The organism is Gluconobacter sp., from assembly GCF_047723935.1.
Lineage (GTDB): Bacteria > Pseudomonadota > Alphaproteobacteria > Acetobacterales > Acetobacteraceae > Gluconobacter.
Map to the genome: position 1 here is coordinate 58,438 of NZ_JBDOBO010000003.1, position 21,237 is coordinate 79,674.

General features: G+C 56.3%; 19 protein-coding genes. 5 read left to right on the forward strand and 14 right to left on the reverse strand.

Translation table 11 applies throughout. From position 1 onward, the window contains the following. Positions 1-45: 45 nt before the first annotated feature. Complete coding sequence (glgP, locus tag ABF979_RS03385; RefSeq protein ID WP_415557778.1) at positions 46-2,553, reverse strand: alpha-glucan family phosphorylase; 2,508 nt, start codon at positions 2,551-2,553, stop codon at positions 46-48. Between the two features lie 284 nt (positions 2,554-2,837). On the opposite strand from glgP, the gene ABF979_RS03390 reads away from it, so the two are divergent. Together ABF979_RS03390 and ABF979_RS03395 are read left to right on the forward strand one after the other, a co-directional pair. Beyond that, on the forward strand, positions 2,838-3,953 hold the full coding sequence (locus ABF979_RS03390) for a PQQ-dependent sugar dehydrogenase (protein ID WP_415557780.1): 1,116 nt from the start codon (positions 2,838-2,840) through the stop codon (positions 3,951-3,953). 183 nt (positions 3,954-4,136) lie between these two features. Then, positions 4,137-4,313: a hypothetical protein gene (locus tag ABF979_RS03395; RefSeq protein WP_415557782.1), complete on the forward strand. Its 177-nt coding sequence runs from the start codon at positions 4,137-4,139 to the stop codon at positions 4,311-4,313. Here the strand turns inward: ABF979_RS03395 and ABF979_RS03400 are convergent. Then, the gene (locus ABF979_RS03400) at positions 4,285-4,866 is read right to left on the reverse strand and encodes a histidine phosphatase family protein (RefSeq protein WP_415557784.1); all 582 of its coding nucleotides are present in this window, start codon (positions 4,864-4,866) and stop codon (positions 4,285-4,287) included. The two genes, ABF979_RS03395 and ABF979_RS03400, sit on opposite strands and share 29 nt — an antisense overlap. Continuing rightward, on the reverse strand, positions 4,863-5,900 hold the full coding sequence (gene cobD / locus ABF979_RS03405) for a threonine-phosphate decarboxylase CobD (RefSeq protein WP_415557786.1): 1,038 nt from the start codon (positions 5,898-5,900) through the stop codon (positions 4,863-4,865). Before cobD ends, ABF979_RS03400 begins: the two co-directional genes overlap by 4 nt. A gap of 36 nt (positions 5,901-5,936) precedes the next feature. On the opposite strand from cobD, the gene cbiB reads away from it, so the two are divergent. Continuing rightward, positions 5,937-6,929 carry an adenosylcobinamide-phosphate synthase CbiB gene (cbiB, locus tag ABF979_RS03410; RefSeq protein ID WP_415557788.1) on the forward strand — a complete coding sequence of 331 codons (993 nt, stop codon included), beginning with the start codon at positions 5,937-5,939 and terminating at the stop codon, positions 6,927-6,929. A gap of 4 nt (positions 6,930-6,933) precedes the next feature. Here cbiB and ABF979_RS03415 read toward each other — a convergent pair whose 3' ends face one another. From ABF979_RS03415 to ABF979_RS03425, 3 genes are read right to left on the reverse strand one after another with little or no spacing between them, the layout of a single operon-like run. After that, positions 6,934-8,376: a cobyric acid synthase gene (locus ABF979_RS03415; RefSeq protein ID WP_415557863.1), complete on the reverse strand. Its 1,443-nt coding sequence runs from the start codon at positions 8,374-8,376 to the stop codon at positions 6,934-6,936. Positions 8,377-8,405: 29 nt separating this feature from the next. Continuing rightward, positions 8,406-9,014: a cob(I)yrinic acid a,c-diamide adenosyltransferase gene (gene cobO / locus ABF979_RS03420; RefSeq protein WP_415557790.1), complete on the reverse strand. Its 609-nt coding sequence runs from the start codon at positions 9,012-9,014 to the stop codon at positions 8,406-8,408. Positions 9,015-9,016: 2 nt separating this feature from the next. Continuing rightward, positions 9,017-10,333, reverse strand: coding sequence for a cobyrinate a,c-diamide synthase (locus ABF979_RS03425; RefSeq protein ID WP_415557792.1), 1,317 nt, complete (start codon positions 10,331-10,333; stop codon positions 9,017-9,019). A gap of 62 nt (positions 10,334-10,395) precedes the next feature. Here ABF979_RS03425 and ABF979_RS03430 point away from each other — a divergent pair, with 62 nt between their 5' ends. Beyond that, positions 10,396-11,484, forward strand: coding sequence for a cobalt-precorrin-5B (C(1))-methyltransferase (locus ABF979_RS03430; protein ID WP_415557865.1), 1,089 nt, complete (start codon positions 10,396-10,398; stop codon positions 11,482-11,484). On the opposite strand, the gene cobM is transcribed toward ABF979_RS03430, so the two are convergent. From cobM to cbiE, 3 genes are read right to left on the reverse strand one after another with little or no spacing between them, the layout of a single operon-like run. Further along, on the reverse strand, positions 11,448-12,215 hold the full coding sequence (gene cobM, locus ABF979_RS03435) for a precorrin-4 C(11)-methyltransferase (RefSeq protein WP_415557794.1): 768 nt from the start codon (positions 12,213-12,215) through the stop codon (positions 11,448-11,450). The genes ABF979_RS03430 and cobM overlap by 37 nt on opposite strands. A 13-nt stretch (positions 12,216-12,228) precedes the next feature. After that, positions 12,229-12,597: a cobalamin biosynthesis protein gene (locus ABF979_RS03440; protein WP_415557796.1), complete on the reverse strand. Its 369-nt coding sequence runs from the start codon at positions 12,595-12,597 to the stop codon at positions 12,229-12,231. Then, a complete protein-coding gene (gene cbiE / locus ABF979_RS03445; protein WP_415557798.1) occupies positions 12,594-13,814 on the reverse strand; it encodes a precorrin-6y C5,15-methyltransferase (decarboxylating) subunit CbiE in 1,221 nt (406 codons plus the stop codon). Before cbiE ends, ABF979_RS03440 begins: the two co-directional genes overlap by 4 nt. Before the next feature lie 29 nt (positions 13,815-13,843). On the opposite strand from cbiE, the gene ABF979_RS03450 reads away from it, so the two are divergent. Beyond that, positions 13,844-14,605, forward strand: coding sequence for a cobalt-precorrin-6A reductase (locus tag ABF979_RS03450; RefSeq protein WP_415557800.1), 762 nt, complete (start codon positions 13,844-13,846; stop codon positions 14,603-14,605). Here ABF979_RS03450 and cobJ read toward each other — a convergent pair. Genes cobJ through cobN form a run of 5 tightly spaced genes read right to left on the reverse strand, consistent with a single transcriptional unit; the run spans position 14,578 to position 21,236 of the window. Continuing rightward, positions 14,578-15,330, reverse strand: a complete 753-nt coding sequence (cobJ, locus tag ABF979_RS03455; protein ID WP_415557801.1) for a precorrin-3B C(17)-methyltransferase — start codon at positions 15,328-15,330, stop codon at positions 14,578-14,580. The genes ABF979_RS03450 and cobJ overlap by 28 nt on opposite strands. Then, a complete protein-coding gene (locus tag ABF979_RS03460) occupies positions 15,327-16,052 on the reverse strand; it encodes a precorrin-2 C(20)-methyltransferase (RefSeq protein WP_415557803.1) in 726 nt (241 codons plus the stop codon). Before ABF979_RS03460 ends, cobJ begins: the two co-directional genes overlap by 4 nt. Next, positions 16,049-16,690, reverse strand: coding sequence for a precorrin-8X methylmutase (locus ABF979_RS03465; RefSeq protein WP_415557805.1), 642 nt, complete (start codon positions 16,688-16,690; stop codon positions 16,049-16,051). Before ABF979_RS03465 ends, ABF979_RS03460 begins: the two co-directional genes overlap by 4 nt. Further along, positions 16,687-17,871 carry a precorrin-3B synthase gene (cobG, locus tag ABF979_RS03470; protein ID WP_415557806.1) on the reverse strand — a complete coding sequence of 395 codons (1,185 nt, stop codon included), beginning with the start codon at positions 17,869-17,871 and terminating at the stop codon, positions 16,687-16,689. Before cobG ends, ABF979_RS03465 begins: the two co-directional genes overlap by 4 nt. Continuing rightward, entirely contained in the window at positions 17,868-21,236 is a 3,369-nt protein-coding gene (gene cobN / locus ABF979_RS03475) for a cobaltochelatase subunit CobN (RefSeq protein WP_415557808.1), read from the reverse strand. Before cobN ends, cobG begins: the two co-directional genes overlap by 4 nt. Position 21,237 lies beyond the last annotated feature (1 nt).

Sequence of the window (21,237 nt, forward strand, 5' to 3'; positions counted from 1 at the left end):
TTTCCCCTCCAGCATGACCACCCATGAAGCGTAAGCCCTCATGCCCTAACGTTGCCAGAGGATAAAAGGAGCTTCCAGTGGAACGCTGAGAATGTCTGCTGCTGGAATGATCCGTAGCGTACACTCTGCCGCAGGCGCAGGGAGCTCTGTCTCAAGAGTATAGGCAATCCAACCATCCTGAAGATGTTCTGCCTGTGTCAGGGACTTGATGCGTGGATGGCCATTCTGCGGATTGGCGTAGAACTGAACACTGAACAAAGCAGGGTCGAGCATACCGGGATGAATGAATGCATGAGCTTTCTGTTCTCCCCCACTCTCGGGAATGACAACCTCACCGATCCTGAGACTACTCCAACCGGCAGAGAGGGCTTTCTGCTGGTCCAGAACTGTTCCAGCATCCTCCCCGTGTTCGGTCAAGCGGCGTCTGTAGCGCTGTGCGCCTGTTAGATAGAACTGTTCCGTATAGTCGCGAACCGTTCGGTTCGCAGAAAACTGAGGCGTCAGACGCGCCATGCTTTCGCGCATTTTCGCCACCCATGCGCGCGGTATTCCGCTGGGATCGCGTTCATAGAACTCAGGAAGAACATGCTCTTCCAACAGTCTGTAGAGTTCCTGCGCGTCAGAATGGTCATAAGCCGGATCTCCGGCATGTTCCAGACCATCCCCTAGCGCCCAGCCAACTTCTGGCGCATAGGCCTCAGCCCACCATCCATCGAGTTCCGACAGGTTTATGCCACCATTCACCAAAACTTTCATGCCGCTGGTTCCGCTGGCTTCCCATGGACGCCGCGGTGTGTTCAGCCACAGATCCACTCCCTGAACCATTTTCTGCGCCAGAGCCATGTCGTAATCAGCGAGGAATATGACTTTCCCTACGATATCCTGACGTTGGCAGAAGCGGACCCAGCGCGTGATCATAGCTTGCCCCTCCTGATCACGCGGATGAGCTTTACCTGAAAGAATGATCTGAACCGGGCGATCAGCATGTCGCAACAGACGGACGAGCCGTTCCTCGTCGTACAGCAGAAGATCCGGGCGCTTGTAAGTAGCAAACCTCCGCGCAAACCCGATTGTCAGAGCGTCAGGGTTCAGGGTTGGCGCGGGCAGACACCATAGCCCGTCTTCACCAACGATACATTGCCGGGCAGAGAGCTCCTCTCCCAGAGCCTGAACAAATCCTGCGCGGGACTCACACCGGCTTTGCCAAAGAGTCGTGTCGTCAAGGCGACGCACAGCATCGCCCAGGCCTTCCAGATTGCCTTCCCACCGACTTCTCCCCCCGACCTTGGTCCAAAGTTCATCAGCCGCTACTGAATCCCAGGTCGGAGTGTGAACGCCGTTTGTCACATGAGAGATTGGGACTTCGCTTTGTGGCCACCGCGGGAATAAGGGCGTGAATAGGGACCTGCTGACAGCGCCATGCAACTGGCTCACGCCATTGACAGCACCGCTACTTCGAACGGCCAGATAAGCCATATTGAAGAATTCATCGCCATTCTCTGGATCAAGCCGCCCTAGCGCAAGAAAATCCTGAATGGGCATTCCGAGACGCTCTTCGGCATAGAACGTGAGATGGCTCTCAATGAGTTTGGGCGGGAAAAGATCAAACCCGGCGGGCACAGCAGTGTGGGTTGTGAAGATTGTTCCAGCGCGGACAATAGCCCGAGCCTGCGCGAACGGGATTTCCTCTTCTTCCGAAAGGCAGCGGGCCCTCTCCAGCGCTGCGAATGCTGCATGTCCCTCGTTCAGATGGCAAATATCTGGCCGGTGCCCTAAAGCATGCAGCAACCTCCAGCCCCCAATTCCCAGCACCATCTCCTGCCGTAAGCGAAGCTCTGCATCTCCACCATAAAGCTGAGTTGTAATGCAGCGAACAGCCGGAGGATTGGACGGATCGTTCGTATCCAGAAGATAAAGGGTTGCCCGGCCTACAACGGCTTTCCAGGCCCGAAGCCAGATTTCACCCGTCGCTGTCTGGACAGAAAGTCGGAACCAGTCCCCGTCCGGGGTCAAGACTGGCTGTATTGGAAGCTGGTCAGGATCATTAAACGGATAGAGCGCGCGCTGCTCGCCTGCTGGAGTAATGACCTGGCGAAAGTAGCCCTGCGCATAAAGGAGCCCGACAGCGACAACAGGAACACCCAGATCACTCGCTGCCTTGAGCTGATCAGCGGCTACATTTCCGAGACCACCAGAATAGATCGGGAGTGCCTCGCTGAGCATATATTCCATGCTGAAATAGGCGACCTCAGACAGCTCCGTTTGACCATGGTTTTCCGCAAACCATGTTGGACGTTCGAGCTCATATTTGCGGCGCTCTATACTGGCTTTTAGAAGACGCCGAACGTCCGCATTCTGCAGAGCATCGCGTAGCTGAGCTTTAGGTGTGCGGGTCAGAGTGATCCATGGATTATGAGTTTTGTCCCAGAGGTCCGGATTGATCATCTGCCAAAGCAGATCCGCCTCGTGATTCCATGTCCAATGCAAATCAAGCGCCAGCATTCGCAGAGCTGCTTCTGCTGCACGCGGCATACGAGGAGACGTGTCGACCATAGAACCGGAACTCCCATGACTGTCCGCAGCCAGCTCTCTGGAGGTATGGCCATTTCAGTGAGTAGGACAGCTTGCGTACATTAAGGATGGTAACTGGAGCGCTAACGCATGAGAACCAGGGAAGGACAAGGTGAACCCGCCTCCAGACATGCTTCGTGACATCACATTTTATGATAAATGCACGAAAGTAAGATGGGTTTTAGCTAAGAAAACCTCTGTTCCCCTCATCCGTTTGCTATGAACGGCGCTGTTCTTCAAGAACTGCCCCATTAATGAGGTGCGTCATGCTCCGGAAGCTTCTGCTCGTCTCAATAATAGGTTCATGCGTTTTTCTGCCAGCATGGGGTGCTCCCTCCACGAAAAATTTGTCTGTCGCTCGGGGCTTCCATCTAGAGATCGTATCCGCTGATGTCCGTGGTGCGCGGGAAATTGCCCTTGGAGACAGGGGAACTATTTTCCTTGGCTCGATGGGGTCCGGAAAGGTCTATGCCGTCTCCAGAGTGGGGAATCCCGGAAAACCGGTTCAGGTCCGAACTGTTGCCAGTGCCCTCGAGACGCCTTCAGGCGTCGCATTTCATGACGGAGATCTCTACATCGCTGAACCAGAAAGACTTCTGGTTTTAAGAGATATCGAGGCTCATCTGGATGATCCCCCCAAACCGGAAGTCATCACAGATCATTTGCCTTTCAGAGACGGTGACCATTTTTGGAAGTTTATCGCTTTCGGGCCAGATGGAAGGCTGTACGTAACCATCGGGGCGCCCTGCAACGTCTGCGATGTTGGGCATGATTTTGGAAAAATCATCAGCATAAAGCCCGACGGCACCGACAGGCAGGACGTGGCTTACGGCATTCGCAACTCAGTTGGTCTAGCATGGCGAAAAACAGGAAAGGACCTGTGGTTTACGGATAACGGCCGCGATATGATGGGCGATGACGTCCCTTCTGACGAATTGAACACCCTTACACGGCCCCAACAGTCTTTCGGCTATCCGTATTGCCACCAGGGAGATGTCCCCGATCCCCATTACGGAACAGACCACTCCTGCAGTGAGTTTACTCCGCCGGTCCTGAAGCTAGGAGCCCATGTCGCAGCATTAGGTTTGCGATTTTACGAAGGTCCTGCCGCGTCACGTTCCTTGAATGGTACATTACTGATTGCAGAACATGGGTCGTGGAACCGGAGCGTTCCATCAGGGTATCAGGTCGTTACAGTAAAATTTGATAGTACAGACCATCCACAGCAACCAGAGCCCTTAATCTGGGGTTTTCGGCGGAACGGACGGACTTTTGGCCGCCCGGCAGATGTTCAACCAATGCCTGACGGCAGCATTCTCGTTAGCGACGATTTTTCCGGCTCGCTCTACAGGCTGACTTATGCCTCTGCCGTACAAAAATAAGTATCATAGAGTTGGAAGAGCCGGCACGGGTGCAGCGACCCGTCGGACGGTTTGAACAGAGGCTATCCGCAGCCAGAAACGGGTGACGACAGCCCCCAGTAGAATCATGAGAAAATAACGCATATCATTCCCCTTTTCAGAGGTTATCGTGAAGCATAAACTTGGCGAATATGCGCAGGAACTATGGCAAACGTGATTCAGAACGTAACAGTTCCCGTTCTGAATAAGGAGAAAAATAAAATGTCTTTTGGTATTATTATTCTGGTAGCCCTCGTGGCGGCACTTTTTATTCTCGGTCCTATTCTTGTTGCCGTCGGCGCAGCCGCTTGGATTAACGATCGTTTTCTGAGCCGAAAATAACTTCAAACGTTATTCTATTGTTCGGAACGGACACGGCCTGGACGCGCCATGTCCCGTAAAAGGACAGGACGCTCCAACTCTGCGGAAGAATATCCAGCTTCTCCACCGCTTCTGCATTCAGGCTCATTGCCAGCAAAGTCAGGGCTCGCACGACCTCAGCGTCCACTCCCAAAATTACGGGATTTTGGCTCTCCCTGATGTCTGATAGCCACCCAGCAAGACGGGCATACATTCTGGTCCGGCTCTCACCAGCCGGCGGTGAAAAATCGGGGTCCATCATCCATTGTGCCAGACTTTCTGGCGACAGGGTTTTAAGGCTCTGTCCGCACCAATCACCATAGTCATGGCCCCTAAGTCGCTCATCCACGGTCACAGGACACTCGGAGTGCGCCTCAAGCCATGCTGCATCAGAGTTGCACCCTGTCAGGATGGGCAGGGACTTTGGCCAAAAACTCCCTTCCAGGCACCCTGTGTCACGTTGTTCACCGCTCTCGGGGAAAACGCTCCGCTTCACAGACGGGTATGGGGGTAGAGCAAAACAGAACAGCTTCATTTTACGTGCTTTGACCATTCCTGAAGCGCGCGTTCTAGACGATCCCAACCAGCACTATCCCGCGGCAGACCAAATCTCAGTTCCGTTGGGCGCTCCGGGAAAGCACGGGTTACGATGCCGCATCCACAGAGGAACGCCCATAGAGAAGCCGCCTCATCTGAACTGACCAGACAGAACAGAAGCGTGTTTCCTTTGATGGTCAGACCCGCCCGTTTTAAGATTTTTGCAAGACGTTGTGCGTCCTGCTCCAACTGCGCTTTCGTTCTACCCAGCCAGTCCTGATCCGACAGGGCCTGACGTCCTGCGGACAGAGCCAGGGCGCTGACCGCCCAATCCCCTATCAGCTTCCGCATTTGATCTGCCGTTCCGTTGGACGCAATCAGGAAACCAAGCCGTACGCCCGGCAATCCGTAGGTTTTCCCAAAAGAGCGCAAAACCAGAAGGCCGGTTTGCGGGAAAGATGCGGCGGCACTTTCATGCTCGAAATCCGCATACGCCTCATCTACGATTAACCGTCCACCGGAGGCTGCACAGCGCTTTGAGAGTTCCAGAAGCGTCTCGACAGGCAGACATCGACCGTCTGGATTATTCGGATTACAGACTACGCACACAGCCCCTGCCTGCCCTGCGGCAGCTCTTAAGGACTGAAGATCCGTCACGATCGACACATTGACCCCTGCGTTTCTCCATGCCTGCTCGTGGCCAGAATAAGTGGGTCCGAGAATGAAGACGTTTTCTGCCTTCAGCACCAAAGGCAACAAGGCGATAAGCAACTGTGTGCCCGGCCCCGCTACAATCATGTCTTCAGTCGGCACACCGTAAGCTGCTGCTGCTGCTTTTAGGAGCGCCGCCTCATCTGCTGTTTCCGGTAGCCGGGTGAGCATGGACATCTCTACGGGAGAAAGGGGGTACTCGTAAGGACTAATTCCTGTGGAAAGGTCTATGAAAGGCCTCGGGGCCTGCGGGAAACGCGACATCACCTGCCCCACTTGCCCCCCATGCACCGGCATGTTTTCCAGCACCGATCGCATCATGCTAGATCAAGCCATCCGGATGAAACACACAGGCTCATGACTTTCTCCCTCCTGTCCCACACACTGTCCGTTGCCTGTCTGGCCTGTGCGATTGAAGCCGCTTTCGGTTATCCGAACTGGCTTTTTCGCAAAATTGGCCACCCAGTCATGTGGATTGGTGCCCTTATTGCGCGACTGGATCGTTCGCTCAACTGCTCGCAGGATAGCGCTTTCCGGCAACGGTTATGGGGAATGGTCTGCCTGACGATCCTCGTTGGGGTTCCGCTCCTGATTGTCTACATGGCCCTTCAGTGCATGCACCTTCTGTGTTCCCCTCTGCTTGCCTGGGGGATGGAAGGAATTATGGCCAGCACTCTGATTGCCCAACGCTCCCTGTGGGAACATGTCCGAGCGGTCCACACTGGTCTGCAGACAGCGGGACTGGCAGGTGGCAGGAAAGCGGTTTCCATGATTGTTGGCCGTGATCCTGAGCAACTTGATGAAGCTGGCGTAGTACGCGCGGCCATTGAAAGTCTGGCTGAGAATTTTTCCGATGGCGTTGTTGCGCCGCTTTTCTGGACTGCCCTCTGTGGCCTGCCAGGCACAACCGCTTACAAGTCAATCAACACAGCAGACAGCATGATCGGTCACCTCACGCTTCGACACAAAGCCTTTGGGTGGGCTTCTGCGAAGTTGGACGATCTGGTGAACCTTCCCGCCTCCCGTCTATCCGCTCTATGGCTTGTTTTGGCAGCACTCACGATGCGCGATACTAACCCGACTGAGGCATTTCGAGCAGTCCGGCGAGATGCAGGCCACCATCGCTCCCCAAACGCCGGTTGGCCGGAAGCCGCCATGGCAGGTGCGTTGGGCCTCAAGCTTGCTGGCCCCAGAGTTTATAACGGCCTTCTAGTCGAAGATTCATGGATGGGCGAAGGCCGTGCCACGGCAACCACTGACGACCTCTGGCGAGCTATCACCCTCTACCGTCGGGCCTGCTTCATTCAGGGAGCAGTGCTGGTCCTGCTCACCCTTCTGTTCTGGTTGTGAAGGATTAGACAGGTCGGGCCAATGCAAGAAGCGCATCCAGATCAATGCAGGCGTCAAGATGGTCCGCCCAGGCATCCAGCGCGGCATCAACCCGCTCATCATGATCCTGAAGGTTAGGCCCGGCGCGCCCTACACGTGAAAGAAGAGCTTTCCGCACGTCTCCACCAGACAGAACCCCATGCAGATATGTTCCCCAAACGCGTCCGTCTGGCGAAACGGCACCTTCAGGCTCACCGTCTACCGTTGCAAATGGCCTCTGAGTATCAGGACCAGCCGTTCGCCCGACATGAATTTCATAGCCAGTGAGCGGGGTCCCTTCCGGCACCAGTAATCCACTCACTTCTGTCAAACGCTTATCATTTGTCAGAACCGTCTGCACGTCCAGCAAGCCCAAGCCCTCGACGAGACCCGGGGGGCCTTCGATCCCATCCTTGTCCTCAATGGATTTTCCAAGCATTTGATATCCACCGCAAATGCCAAGAACACGACCGCCACGGCGGGTATGCGCCTTCAGGTCAATGTCCCATCCCTGTTTTTTGAAAAACGCCAGATCGGAAATGGTTGCCTTCGAACCAGGTATGATCACAAGATCACAAACTGGAAGGGGTCGACCGGGTGCCACGATCTCCAGAGCAACGCCCGGATCAGATCGTAAAGGGTCTAAATCATCGAAATTGGCGATCGTGGGTAGATGCGGCACGACAACCCGTAAGCCGTCGCCTGCTGGCGTTTCGTTCACAAGATCAGATGCGTCTTCAGCGGGAAGGTCACCAACATGCGCACAGTGTGTGACAAGACCGAGCTTTTTCCATCCCGTCTGACGTGAGATAATGTTCATACCCTCGGCAAACAGCGAGGCGTCTCCACGCATTTTGTTTACGATAAATCCCTTGATCCGCCCGGCATCCAGCTCTGAAAGCACCATTTTGGTTCCGACAAGGCTGGCAATCACGCCTCCCCGGTCGATATCACCAATAAGCACGACGTCTACATCGGCGGCTTCGGCAAAACCCATATTGGCAATGTCATTTTCCCGCAGATTGACCTCTGAAGCCGAGCCGGCCCCTTCAATCAAAACGATATCAGCTTCTGTCGCCAAAGTGCGAAACGCGGACAACACGTCCGGCATGAGAGTTATCTTGACGTCCTGATACGCGCGGGCCCGCACGGTTCCTCGCACTTTCCCCCGAACCACAAGCTGGGATCCTGTCTCGCTTTGAGGCTTCAACAGCACAGGATTCATGTCCACGGTAGGAGGAACCCCACAGGCCCGGGCCTGAAGAGCCTGGGCGCGCCCAATTTCGCCCCCGTCTCTGGTCACGGCGGCGTTGTTTGACATGTTCTGAGGCTTGAACGGACGCACTGTAAGGCCTCGTCGTGTCAGGGCTCGGGCAATCCCTGCAACGAGCACAGATTTCCCAACGCTGGAGCCCGTTCCCTGAAACATGAGAGCCCTGGGGCCCTGCCGCTGCGTCATCAGAATTCGAACCCGGCCTGAGCTTTCACACCTGCATTGAAATGATGTTTTACCAATGTCATTTCCGTCACCAGATCCGCAGCGTCCACAAGGGCTGGTTTAGCATTACGCCCGGTTATGACGACATGCTGCATTCCAGGACGCGCTTTCAGGTCTTCCAGAACCTGCTCCAAGGGCAGATAGTCGTATCGCAGGGCGATATTCAGTTCATCGAGAACCACAAGAGCAACATCGTCGCGTTTCAGGGCGGCTTGCGCCACTTCCCACGCCCGGGCGCACGCAGCAATATCTTTTGAGCGATCCTGCGTTTCCCAGGTGAACCCCTCGCCCATCGTGTGCCACTCTACCAGATCGTCAAAGCGTTCCAACGCAGCGCGCTCCCCCGTCACCCAGGCGCCCTTGATAAACTGCACAACAACAACCCGCTTTCCATGGCCCAGCGCACGCAGCGCGAGACCAAAGGCTGCGGTAGACTTCCCTTTCCCCGGACCTGTGTGAACCGCCAGAACGCCTTTTTCGACAGTTTTTGACGCGACTTCCTTGTCCTGCACGTCTTTGCGTTTCTGCATTTTTTCCCGGTGCCGGGCCCCATCATCCGTGGTGTTCATGCTCACTTCCTGTCTCTACGTGCCATCACGTGAAAAAATGATCCGGACACCAGCCCGCGACAGCCTCCAGCCAGCCCAAGATCATTGCCGTAGCCGTCTCTCAAGGTTGCGAGAGGCTCGTCCGCTCCGGCCTGGACCACGCGGGCATAATGAAATTCATGTCCTCGAAAGATACTGCCTTTTGACTCCAGCGCGCAGTCTGTTGCCAGTATCGCCTCACGATATCCCAGATTCATTTTACGCTTTGCAAAGCTGGTTCCGTGCCCCAGAAGGCCCACCATCTTATGCGTCACACCGTTTGCATCTTCCAGAAACTCTCCCAGCGCCATGAAGCCCCCGCATTCTCCGTGGACTGGCCGTGTCTCCGAGAACTTCACCAGACGGGATTGAAAGTGACGGGACACCGCCAGTTGTTCAGCATGTAATTCTGGATATCCCCCCGGAAGCCAGCAGACATCACAGTCCTCATCAGGCCCTTGATCTGCCAATGGCGAGAACGGAACAAGTTCGGCTCCTGCATTCCTCCAACTCTGCGCCACATGCCCATAAAGGAACGAAAACGCAGCGTCATCCGCAACCGCGATCCTTTGTCCCGGAGGGCTTATGGCAACACAGCCATAATCCTCAATATCGAGAGGTGCTGCCGCGGCCATGATGGCATCGAGGTCAAGCGAACCTTCCGTCCTCTCCCGCAGGCTAGCAAGAAGGTCTTTCAGTGTGTCCTGTTCCCGTGCCTGCACAAGGCCAAGATGTCGCTCCGGAAGTTTCAGAGTGGTGTCCCGCATGTATGCACCCAGAACGGGGATACCTGCGGCCAGAATGGCCTCGCGGGCCATAGCCAGATGCCGGGCGGACGCAACCTGGTTGAGGATGACACCGGCAACATGCAGAGCGGGATCAAGCGTGGCGAAACCGTGAGCAATGGCCGCGGCAGACTGACCCTGCCCCGATACATCCAGCACAAGAATAACCGGGATACCGAAACGAGCCGCAATATCGGACGGTGCACCGCGCGCGTCAGCAGGTCCCAGCAAGCCGTCGAATAGCCCCATAGCAGATTCAACGACCAAAAGATCCGCACCTTCAGCCGCACGCGCCAACATGCTCTCGAGAAGCTCAGGCGTCATCACCCAGCTATCAAGGTTCAGACTGGAACGCCCGGTTACAACCTCATGAAACGCTGGATCAATATAATCCGGACCTGTTTTGGCAGCCTGAATTTCGATATTTCTGGCCCTCAGAGCTGACAGAATACCAAGCGTAGCAGTCGTTTTCCCTCCACCTGAGCGAGGCGCGGCAATCATGATCGCGCGGGTCATATCAGCGATCCTTTCCGATGGCATGTCTCGCTTTCAGCATGAAATATCGTATCCTGTCTCCGATGACTGCCCAAGGCTCCCCTCTGCGATATGGCTGGACGACTGGAAGCTGCGCGACCGCTGCGGCCAAAGCTGCATGGATAGCTCTCCAGACTGGAACGTTTCCTGATCCCGTGTCCATCACGCTGCCCGGAGGCAAACAGGCGGCGTTTGCGCTGGCTGCCCATGGGATGGACAAAACGGGCGCCTGGGCAGCGGTCGTCAAGGATGCCGGAGACGACCCCGATGTCACACATGGCGCCCTTATCCGGGCAGATGTGCGCCCATTGCCTGAGGGGCAAGATATTATTTTTCGCGCAGGCGATGGTGTTGGAACAATTACGCGCCCCGGTCTCCCCCTGCCGCCGGGTGAACCGGCCATTAACCCTGTCCCCCGCCAGATGATCCGTCTCGCACTTCAGGGGGCCTCCGCTGAGGTCACAATCAGCGTTGAAAATGGCGTTACGCTGGCCAGAAAAACCCTGAATAGTCGGCTGGGCATTGTCGGCGGGTTGTCCATTCTTGGCACAACGGGAATTGTCGTGCCCTTCTCCTGCTCGGCCTGGATTGACAGTATTCATCGTGGGATTGACGTCGCGCGGGCTCTGAACCTGCCACATCTGGCCGCGACCACAGGAGATGTTTCCGAACGCGCTGTTCAGGCGCTCTACGGATTGCCTGAAACAGCGCTGATCGAAATGGGTGACTTTGCAGGTGGCATCCTGAAATATATTCGTCGACACCCGGTCCCTCGCCTTACAATCGGCGGAGGCATCGCCAAGATGACCAAGCTGGCTCAGGGCCGGATGGATCTGCATTCCAAGCGAGGGGCCGCAGATATGCCAGCTCTGGCGGCCTTGGCAACGCAGGCAGGCGCGAGCGCGGAATTGGCCGATGCTATTGCAGTTTCCCCTACGGTCGCAGAAGCATTTCTTCTTGCTTCCGCGCAAAATATTCCGCTGGGCGATCACATCGCGCGGGCTGCGTACCAGTTTGCCAGCAGCGTTCTGGAAGACAGCAGTATCGCTCTGGACGTTATGGTTTTTGACCGACAAGGCAACTGCGTAGGACGCAGTCATCCGGCTGATGATCCAGACCTGAACCGGCGCTGATAGTCCGGGTCATAGAGCGCACTCTCCCGAAATTCATCCACCGCAAGCGCGGAGCCAACCAAAACAAGAGCAGTACGCTCCACCGGGTTAGCTGCCGCTTTTTCAAGAAGAGTTCCAAGCGTGGCGCGAATGGTGATCTGATCCGGCCAGCTTGCACGTGCCACCACCGCCACAGGGCACTCTGGCCCATAATGTGGCAGCAACTCCGTAACGATACGGTCCAGCGCATGCACTGCCAGATGAATGGCCAGTGTAGCGCCGGTCGCAGCATAGGCTGAGAGCGTTTCACGCGCTGGCATCGAAGACGCCCGGCCACTGACGCGGGTCAGCACGACTGTCTGCGCAACTTCCGGGACAGTGAGTTCCCGACCCAAGACAGAGGCTGCTGCCGCAAATGCAGGCACTCCCGGCGTCATGGTCCAGGAAATACCAAGCCTATCCAGGCGGCGCGTCTGTTCGGCAACAGCGCTGTAGATAGACAGATCTCCAGAATGAAGACGCGCGACGTCCTGCCCTTCAGCGTGTGCCCGGATGTATTCCTGCTCGATCTGGTCCAGCGATAGCGGCGCCGTGTTCACCTTGCGGGCATCTGGCGGGCAGTGCTCCAGCATTTCTGCCGGGACGATAGACCCCGCATACAGACAGACTTTACATGAAGCCAAAAGGTCCCGGCCTCGCAGTGTCAGAAGATCAGCGGCGCCCGGTCCTGCACCAATAAAATGAACCGCCATCCGTTCTCTTTCCTCATGTCTCAACTGACTGCGCAAGAGCACAGGTTACGTCTTTTCCACTCTGCCGCATAATGATCAAACGACTTTTTGGCCCGGCACCAGCCAGCGCGCAAGCCTCCGCCACAGAACTGAATCCTGTCTTTTCAAAAGCAATTGCGGAATGGGTTTCGCACTCTACCTGACGCTCTGTCAGGCTTTCCGTATCAATCCACACAAGCTCAACATTCAAACGTTTTGCCAGCTCTGGAATAGCTGGCTCCGCTTTTCTGAACTCCGGAGCAGCAAGCCGATCGAACCTGCGGCCAGATGTCACCCGCATGATGAGGTCCAGCAGGGATTGTTCGTCCACTTTTGGTCGACAGCCAATACCCGCGACGATCATAACCTATCCTCAGAAATTACTGTCGCATATTGCGTTACGCGCATGGCGGGCCGGAAAGCATGCAGCCCACCGACAACATCAAGCCGTTCAATACCGATCCGCGTTAGCGTCCCGCCATAGCGCGTATATTGAGCGGATAGAACCGCTTCCCCTTCCAGAGTTACGGCATTGGCGACAAGACGTCCGCCAACGGGAAGTGCGGCTCTCGCCTGCATGAAAATATCCACTTGTGCCAACCCTCCGCCTATGAAAACGACGTCTGGTCTTTCAAGTTCAGGCAAAGCATCAGGCGCCGTGCCTTCCACAATCTTTAGTCCCGGCACACCCAGTTTCAGGGCATTTCTCGCTATTCTCGCCGCCCGCAGTGGATTTTTCTCAATGACGATGGCCCGATTGGCGGGATGACGAAGCATCCACTCAATAGCCACAGACCCGGCCCCGCCACCAATGTCCCAAAGGAGTTCTCCGGGATGCGGGGCTAATGTTGAAAGCGTAACCGCACGAATTTCACGCTTGGTAATCTGCCCGTCATGCTCAAACAGATCGTCCTCTAAACCACTGGAAAGGGGGATCATCTTCGCCCCTGAAGCCGCTTCGATTTCAATTCCCATAAGGTTCAGCGGATCGACATCTTCGAGACCGTCCGAAGCCACGATTACACGCGACCGCTCATTGGGGCCACCTACCCGCTCCATGACATGAATGCGAGAGGGCCCAAAGCCTCGCCCAGTCAAAAACTGACTGACTTTTCTCGGCGTGTTACCGTCTTCTGACAAAACAATCAGCCGCATAGCCCGCTGAAGGTACGGAACCAGTGTCTCAATCGGGCGCCCACAGAGCGACACGACACGCGCGTCCTGTTCAGCCCATCCAAGGCGCCCGCAGGCCCAGGATATTGAAGACGGCGCGGGCACACAGAGCATTTCCTCTGGCGGAATATGGCGTGCAAGTGTGCTTCCGACACCAAAGCAGAACGGGTCTCCGGATGCGAGGACGGTGACGGGCTGTCCGCGCCGTTCAAGAACACGGCGCACTCCAGATGAAAACGGTGAACCCCAAGGTTCAGCTTGCCCGGAGATCAAACTCGCAGCCAATTCAAGATGCCTTTCACCGCCCATCACAAACTCGGCCTGAAGAACGATCTGACGTGCGAGAGACGAAAGCCCCTCGACACCATCCTCGCCAATTCCGATAACGCTCAGCCATGGGGTCTTCATCGGCCTGCTCCGGCACAGGAACCAAGTCCATGCGCGTTCTGATCCTTGGAGGCACGACACAAGCCAACCAACTGGCGCAATGTCTCGCGGAAAGAAAAGATTTCGAGCCCGTCTTTTCTCTTGCTGGCGTGACGAAAAATCCAATTCTTCCCGGAATCCCTGTGCGCATTGGCGGATTTGGCGGCATTCCGGGGCTGGAAACGTTCCTGGCTACAGAGAACATTGATGCAGTGGTGGACGCGACTCATCCGTTCGCCGCACAAATGAGCCGACACGCCGTGACGGCATGTGTACGAATGGGCCGTCCTCTGCTTCGGATAGACCGCCCTAGCTGGAAAGCCCAGCTTGACGATCAATGGACGTTCGTTCCCAGTATTGATGCCGCTGTAGAAGCGCTGGGGGCGGCCGCGCGCACTGTCTTTCTGACGACGGGCCGCAAGGACCTGCTGCCGTTCCAGAAGGCTCCGCATCATCACTACATTCTGCGCAGTATCGACCAGCCTGATCCCTTGTCCCTGCCGCCTAACGTCACGCTTCTGCTTGCCCGCCCTCCGTTCACGGTGGACAGAGAAATCGCACTTATGAGAGACCATGCGGTGCAGGTTCTCGTCACCAAGAATGCTGGAGCTGATGCGACGGCCGCCAAGCTGATTGCCGCCAGAGCGTTGAAATTGCCCGTTATCATGATTAACCGCCCGACGCTGCCGCCAGTGGAGAGTGTCACGACGGTCGAAGACGCGCTGGACTGGTTGGAGCGCCATTATCACGCGGGCACAGACCGCGACGTGTAAAGCCATGCCTGTCCATCCGGCCGCTCGATGCGATGTGTAAGAGTGGTCCCGATCAGGACAAGTGTACTCATATCCACCAGTTCGGGATCAGCATGGCTCAGATCCGTCAGGTGCAGCCTTTCATCGGCTCTTCCAATAGCCCTTGCAAAGGCAACAGGCACCGTTTCAGATAACTCCTGACGCAGCACTTCGAAAGCCTCGCCCAACTGCCAGGGACGTGCCTTTGAACGGGGGTTGTAGAGCGCAATCACGAAGCCCGCCTGCGCGGCCAACGTCAGACGCCGGCAGACTGTTTCCCAAGGCTTGAGATTATCTGACAAAGACATGACGCAAAAATCGCCTCCGAGGGGCGCGCCAATACGGGCTGCGGCAGCCAGAACGGCGGAAACACCGGGAATGACAGTGACATTCATACCACTCCATCGATCTGGTTCGTGATCGATGGCTTCAAACAGGGCGCTTGCCATGCCAAACACGCCCGCATCTCCGCCTGACACGATCGCCACACAACGCCCCTGCTCCGCAAGTTCGAGGGCATGGCGAGCGCGATCCAGTTCGACACGGTTATCCGATGGGTGGCGAGTAATATGAGCTGGCAGATCCACACGATCCACGTATGGGCCATATCCTATAACGTCTGTTGCCTGAGCAAGTGCCTCTTCAGCCTCAGGCGTTCGCTGGCTGGGCTTTCCCGGCCCGAGACCAATGACGAAGATCTGGCTCACCGGACACCCCGGCGCCCTGGCAACAACGCCAGAGAGAAATAAGGAGCCGCACCCTCCATGTCATTCAACGGCAGAACACGAGCCTCTTCCTGCGTCCCCCGCTCCACATAAACGGCATCCTGCAATCGACCCGCACGTTCCAGCGCTGTGCGAAGCTTTGGAAGATTGCGTCCCAGTTTCATCACAACGGCTGCATCAGCCTGCTTCAGCCACTGAGCCAGATCATCTTCCGACATAGTGGCAGGCAGAACGCACAAGACATCATCACCATGCGTCATGGGGAGTGCCGCCTGCGTCCAGCATCCACTCATTCCTGTGATTCCGGGAATGACTTCGCAGGGTCCGACGGTCTCAAGCCGATCAAACACATACATGGCGGAGCCATACAAAAACGGGTCACCCTCACAAAGAAGAGCAACGCTTCGGCCAGCTTCTATTTCGACCGCAATCTGCTTCGCACACTCATCGTAAAACGACGACATATCAGGATGATAGGACGGGTCATTAACGAGGCGCTCCGTCGTAAAGGGATACGCAAAACGCAGCTCTTTCGTGCCCGGCGTAATATGCGTGTCAGCGATTTTCCGCGCATGACCCATTTTGTCATGACGGCAGAAATAGGCGATGACGGGAGCTGTTGAAATGACCCGCGCTGCCTTGAGCGTCATAAGTTCCGGATCACCCGGCCCTACGCCGACGACGTAAACTGTTGCAGCTGTCATTCTGCCTCGCTGGCAAGGGCGTTCAGGGCCGCGGCAGCCATGGCGCTTCCGCCCAGTCGACCACGTACGATGACATGCGCAAGGTCAGAGCGAGCCGCCAGAGCATCCTTGGACTCTGCGGCTCCCACAAAACCAACAGGCATACCGATAATTGCCGCGGGGCGCGGGCCACCTGCATCAATGAGCTCAAGAAGATGAAAAAGCGCTGTCGGGGCATTCCCGATCGCTACAACAGCTCCTTCAATCTGATCGCCCCAAAGATCAAGAGCTGCGGCAGAGCGCGTATTGCCAATTTGTCTGGCAAGATCTGGCGTCCGTTCATCGCGCAACGTGCAGATAACGGCATTATTGGCTGGCAACCGGGCGCGCGTAACACCATGGGCGACCATCTCGGAATCACACAGGATTGGCTTACCCGCCTGCAACGCTGCACGCGCTTTGCTGACAAGATCAGACGTCATGGCGACTGATCCTGCGACCTCCACCATTCCGCATGCATGGATAATGCGCACTGCAATCTTGGACTGTTCAGAGGTAAAACCCGACAGATCGGCCTCTGCACGGATCGTTGCGAAGGACCGGGCATAAATGGCCGCGCCATCCCGAATATAGTCGTAGGAAGAGGGTCCGGCGCTCAAACCTGTGTCTCCTTCAATTCATGACGCAACAGGGTCCGTATCTGCGGAATATCCCTGTCGTGCCATGATGGCGTGTCTGTTGTGCACCCATTGCGCACAACCTCATAATGCCCGTTATCAGCAACAAGCGTCATATCTGCCGCACGGGGATGCGCGCACCCCTTTATGCAGCCTGAAACATGCAGCACACAGCCCGGCGGCACATCAGATGCCAGAGCCAAGGCTGTCTCGACAACATCTGCGGTGGCTTTCGCACACCCGGAACGGCCAATACAGGCTTCCACTCGCAACAATGGATCTACCGAACTGGTGATGAAGCCGGGCCATGTGCCGTCCTGCTGCGGCAGGAGTACACTACGCCACGGCGTTACCCGCAGACTTGCAGTTCCTGTACGTTCGGCAAGAACCTCAAAGTCTTTGACATGGCATCGGCCGAATGGCAGGCCAACACCCATGACTTGCCCCGGCAGTGGCCCTATGAGAGATACCGGACGAGTACCCTGCCGTTTGCACGGAATTCCCTCTAGCCCGGCCTTCGCAAAAACGAAGGCTGCGGTTGCTGTGTCTCGCGATGGTCGGCCAAGGTCAGAATTTTCTGCACACACCCGGGAGATCACCACGACTGCTCTGACAGCTGCAGCGTTATCAAGCACTCCGGTCTCCATGGCACCACAAACAACTGACCATCCATCCGGGCGGGACTGAAGCGCAATATCCGCTGATAACGCTCCTTCTGGAACATACCCGCCACCATCAACGGCCCAACCAAACTTGCCGCTCAGCGCCGACAATGCGTTCTCTTCAAGAAGCGCCGTCTGAAGCGACTGCGCGACGTCCAACGTTTCCGGATTGCATGCAGGATCCAAGCCAGCAAGAGGTGAAACCAGAATGGCCCTTCGGCGCTCTTTCGCTGGATCAGGATCTACAAGCCCCTCCGCAAGTGCGCTTTCTAGCGCGAGTTTTGCACTCGTCGAAGAAAATCCTCGCAACTGCACGTTGCCACGATTGGTCAGTTCAACAACGCCGTTTCCGAAACGTCGTGCCAGATCTGCAATCGCCAGCACTTGTGGCCCCTCAAAACCACCGAGCGGGGAACGGATACGGACCAGAAATCCATCTCGCGCTTCCATCGGCGCGAACATATCCGGACACCAGCCGCGAACAAGGGGGGGAATTGTCATTTGCTCCCACTCTCCAACATCGCAGAGACGCTATTCAGGCGCGGGTGCCAGAGGCCTCGACGGATCATATCCTGGAACCGCGTGCGCATTGCCTGACGTGCCTGAGGGTTAGCGCTTTTCAGGAACGCATCACAGGTGTCATCGCCAAGCGTTGCGGCAAATACCAAGTCAAACTGTTGGTCAAACCGAACAGAAAGGGTCGCGGCAAAAGCGCAGAGGGCGTCCAGTCCCCGGGCAATTTCTGCACCTCCCCGATAGTCATGCCGCTGCATCCCTGCCAGCCAACGGGGATTGGCCAGACGCCCTCGAACTATGCGCTTCACTTCGTCTTCAACTCTCCGAAGACGGGGCGCGTCCGCACGGGACGTATCGCCATGCCAAAGGACGGGATCGGCCCCTAGCAGAGCCGCCGCCGCTGCAAGCCCACCCTCATGAGCAGCAAAATCCGGACTTTCGAGAATATCCGTCTCTGCATGGTCCTGCACATGCAGGATTGCATCTGCCCGTGCCAGATTTTGGGCCAATGCTACGCTGCTCCGTGTCCCGTCACGACCACCACCGTACATCCAGTCGTTGTCGTCCAGATAAGACTGACCGAGTTCAGATTGGTCTTCCCAGTTACTCCGCGTGAGAGCATCTTCAATGCCTGTCCCGTACGTACCGGGCGCTGCGCCAAAAATCCGCGCTCCAGCAATTTTTCGAGCCTCACCTTCCAGATTTCTCATACGGGCAGACAACGGGTTCCATTCCTCGCCTTCCTCCAAACAGGAAACAGCTTCAACCACCTGATCGAAAAGAGAAATCTGTGCCGGAAAAGCATCCCGGAACAATCCTGAAATTCGAAGTGTCACATCGACACGCGGACGATCGAGAACAGCCAGCGGTGTAATTTCAAATCCTGATACCCGACCGCTCGACGCATCCCACGTGGGGTTTACTCCCATCAGGATCAGAGCCAGTGCCAGATCCTCTCCTCCCGTGCGCAGGGTGGAGGAACCCCATAGATCTATAACGATGGTTTGAAGCGGCTCGCCCTCGTTCTGCAAATGACACAGCAGGATCTGCTTTGCCTGCGTTCGGGCAAGCTCTACCGCAGAAGCCGTGGGAACAGCTCTCGGGTCAAGCGTGAAAAGATTGCGCCCGGTCGGCAGAACGTCCACTCGCCCACGTGTCGGAGCACCAGACGGCCCGGGTTGAATGAACCGTCCTTCCAGCCCAGCCAGAAGTGCCTTCATTTCCGCATCTGCGCTGGCTTCGATCAGAGTAGAAACCGATTGCTGGGGCGCCTTTGCTACAGAAGACACCATTTCGGCCAATTTCTCGGCATGCGGTGCTACTTGACCAAAAACATGCAGACCATCACGGATCTGAAGGTCCTTCACATCACAGAGATAAGCATCCAGCCGCGCCAGAGCCTCTGCTTCGTCACCTTCGCCCGCTTTGACTCCACTTTCGCTCAGAAGTCCCATGCGCGTTGCTCGGTCCAGAATATCACGCTTCAGAATGGCGCCACGACGCCTGTCCAGACCATCTGCCTCTGCAAACTCATCGATCAGTTGTTCCAGCTCTGCCATGTCCGGATCAAGTCCGGCCTTCATAACAGGCGGTGTCATATGTCCGATGGTGACTGCGCCGAGACGACGTTTCGCCGAAGCTGCTTCTCCCGGATTGTTGACGATAAAGGGATACAAAACCGGCAAAGCGCCGCGAAGAACGGCGGGAGCGCACTGATTGGAAAGCGCCACAGCTTTGCCAGGCAGCCATTCGAGTGTGCCATGCGTTCCAAGATGAACCATGGCATCTGTCTGGCAGACATGACGTAGCCAGAGGTGGAACGCGATATAGGCGTGGCGTGGGGGTGTATCAGGGTCGTGGTACTGGGCTTTACGGTCCTGCGCGCTGCCACGATCGTGCTGGACAGCGACTACAACATTACCAAGCGCCACGAATTTAAGACAGAATGAACCGTCCTGAACGGCAGGATCTTCCGCAGAGGATCCCCAACTCTGGGTCACAGCGTCCCGGAAGGGGACGGGCAAGCGCGCAAACAGCTCGTTATAATCGTTCAGAGACAAACAGGGCTGTGGCAGGTCTTCACACAAAGCTCCCACCAACGCCCTGCTGGTGGGACTTTTCGCATCTCCACAGTCATACCCTGCCTGTTTCACGGCTTTCAGGATGGATTCAAGGCTGGCAAAAGTATCTAACCCGACGGCGTGTGCAGTCTGTCCATCCGCACCGGGATAATCAGAAAGAACAATCGCAAGACGCTTCTCGCGCGGAGGTGTTTTCTTGAGCCTTGCCCATGCGAGAGCTTGCTCTGCAGCAGCGGCAATACCCGGTTGAAAGGGCATATGCCTTGCCGCATCTCCCGGAACTGTTTCGGATTTGAAGGAGATCGGAGACGAAGAAATTCGCCCATCAAGTTCTGGCAAAACGACCTGCATCGCGAGGTCGGATTGCGATAAACCGCGCCCGCTCTCAGCCCATGCCGATGCTGTCACACCAGGCTGCAAAACCTGAAGAACCGGAACAGCAGCAACATCAAGAGGAGATGCCCCCTCTTTTCCGCGTGCAGAAAAGAAGGTCGCGTTCAGAATAATGTCTGGCGGAGTTTCAATCAGGCGGCTTTGAATCCACTCGGCAACATCCGGGTTCTTCAGCGATGCGACATATAGAACATCTGTCGCGACCCCGGACTTTTCCAGTTCATCCGCAAGACCGTCAATAGCAGCTGTATCGGCAGCCAGAAGGTGAGCACGGTAGAAAACAATTGTGGCTCTTAAAGGAAAATCCGCAGTCGTCTGGCGATAAATTCCAGCTGGGGGAAGCGCTGCGGGTTGTCCTGAGACGTCATCTCCGTGTCCGGCAAGATGAGCCATGAGCAAAAGGGCACGATGCACATTCTCAGGACCACCTTCCCTCAAAAACCCCGTGAGTCTGGAATGCTTTTCTGCTTCGATGCTGGACCACTCTTCAAGCCGTGCATCCTGACGGGCATCTCCGGGCAACAGAGCCAAGGGAGTGCTGTTCCTGCCACAAAAATTCTGGAGTTCTTCCGCCCCATAGCGCCAGTAATCCACGCCACCCAGAAGCCGTGCGATGACGCAGCGGGACGATGCTATGGTCTGCTCAACGTATAAATCGACCGACATGGGGTGTCTGAGGCGAGCAAGACTAACCAGTCGCAGCGAAAAACCTGCGCCGGTCGGGGCCTGCTCATTCAAACGGGAATAGGCCCGCTCAAGCGCCAGAAGATCGCTATCCGAGAAGGACAGAAACACGACATCAGCAGGCGCATGACCGAGATCCTCGGCCACGTCCTGATCGTCTATTCCGTGTCGTTCCCGGACAAGCAGATGCATC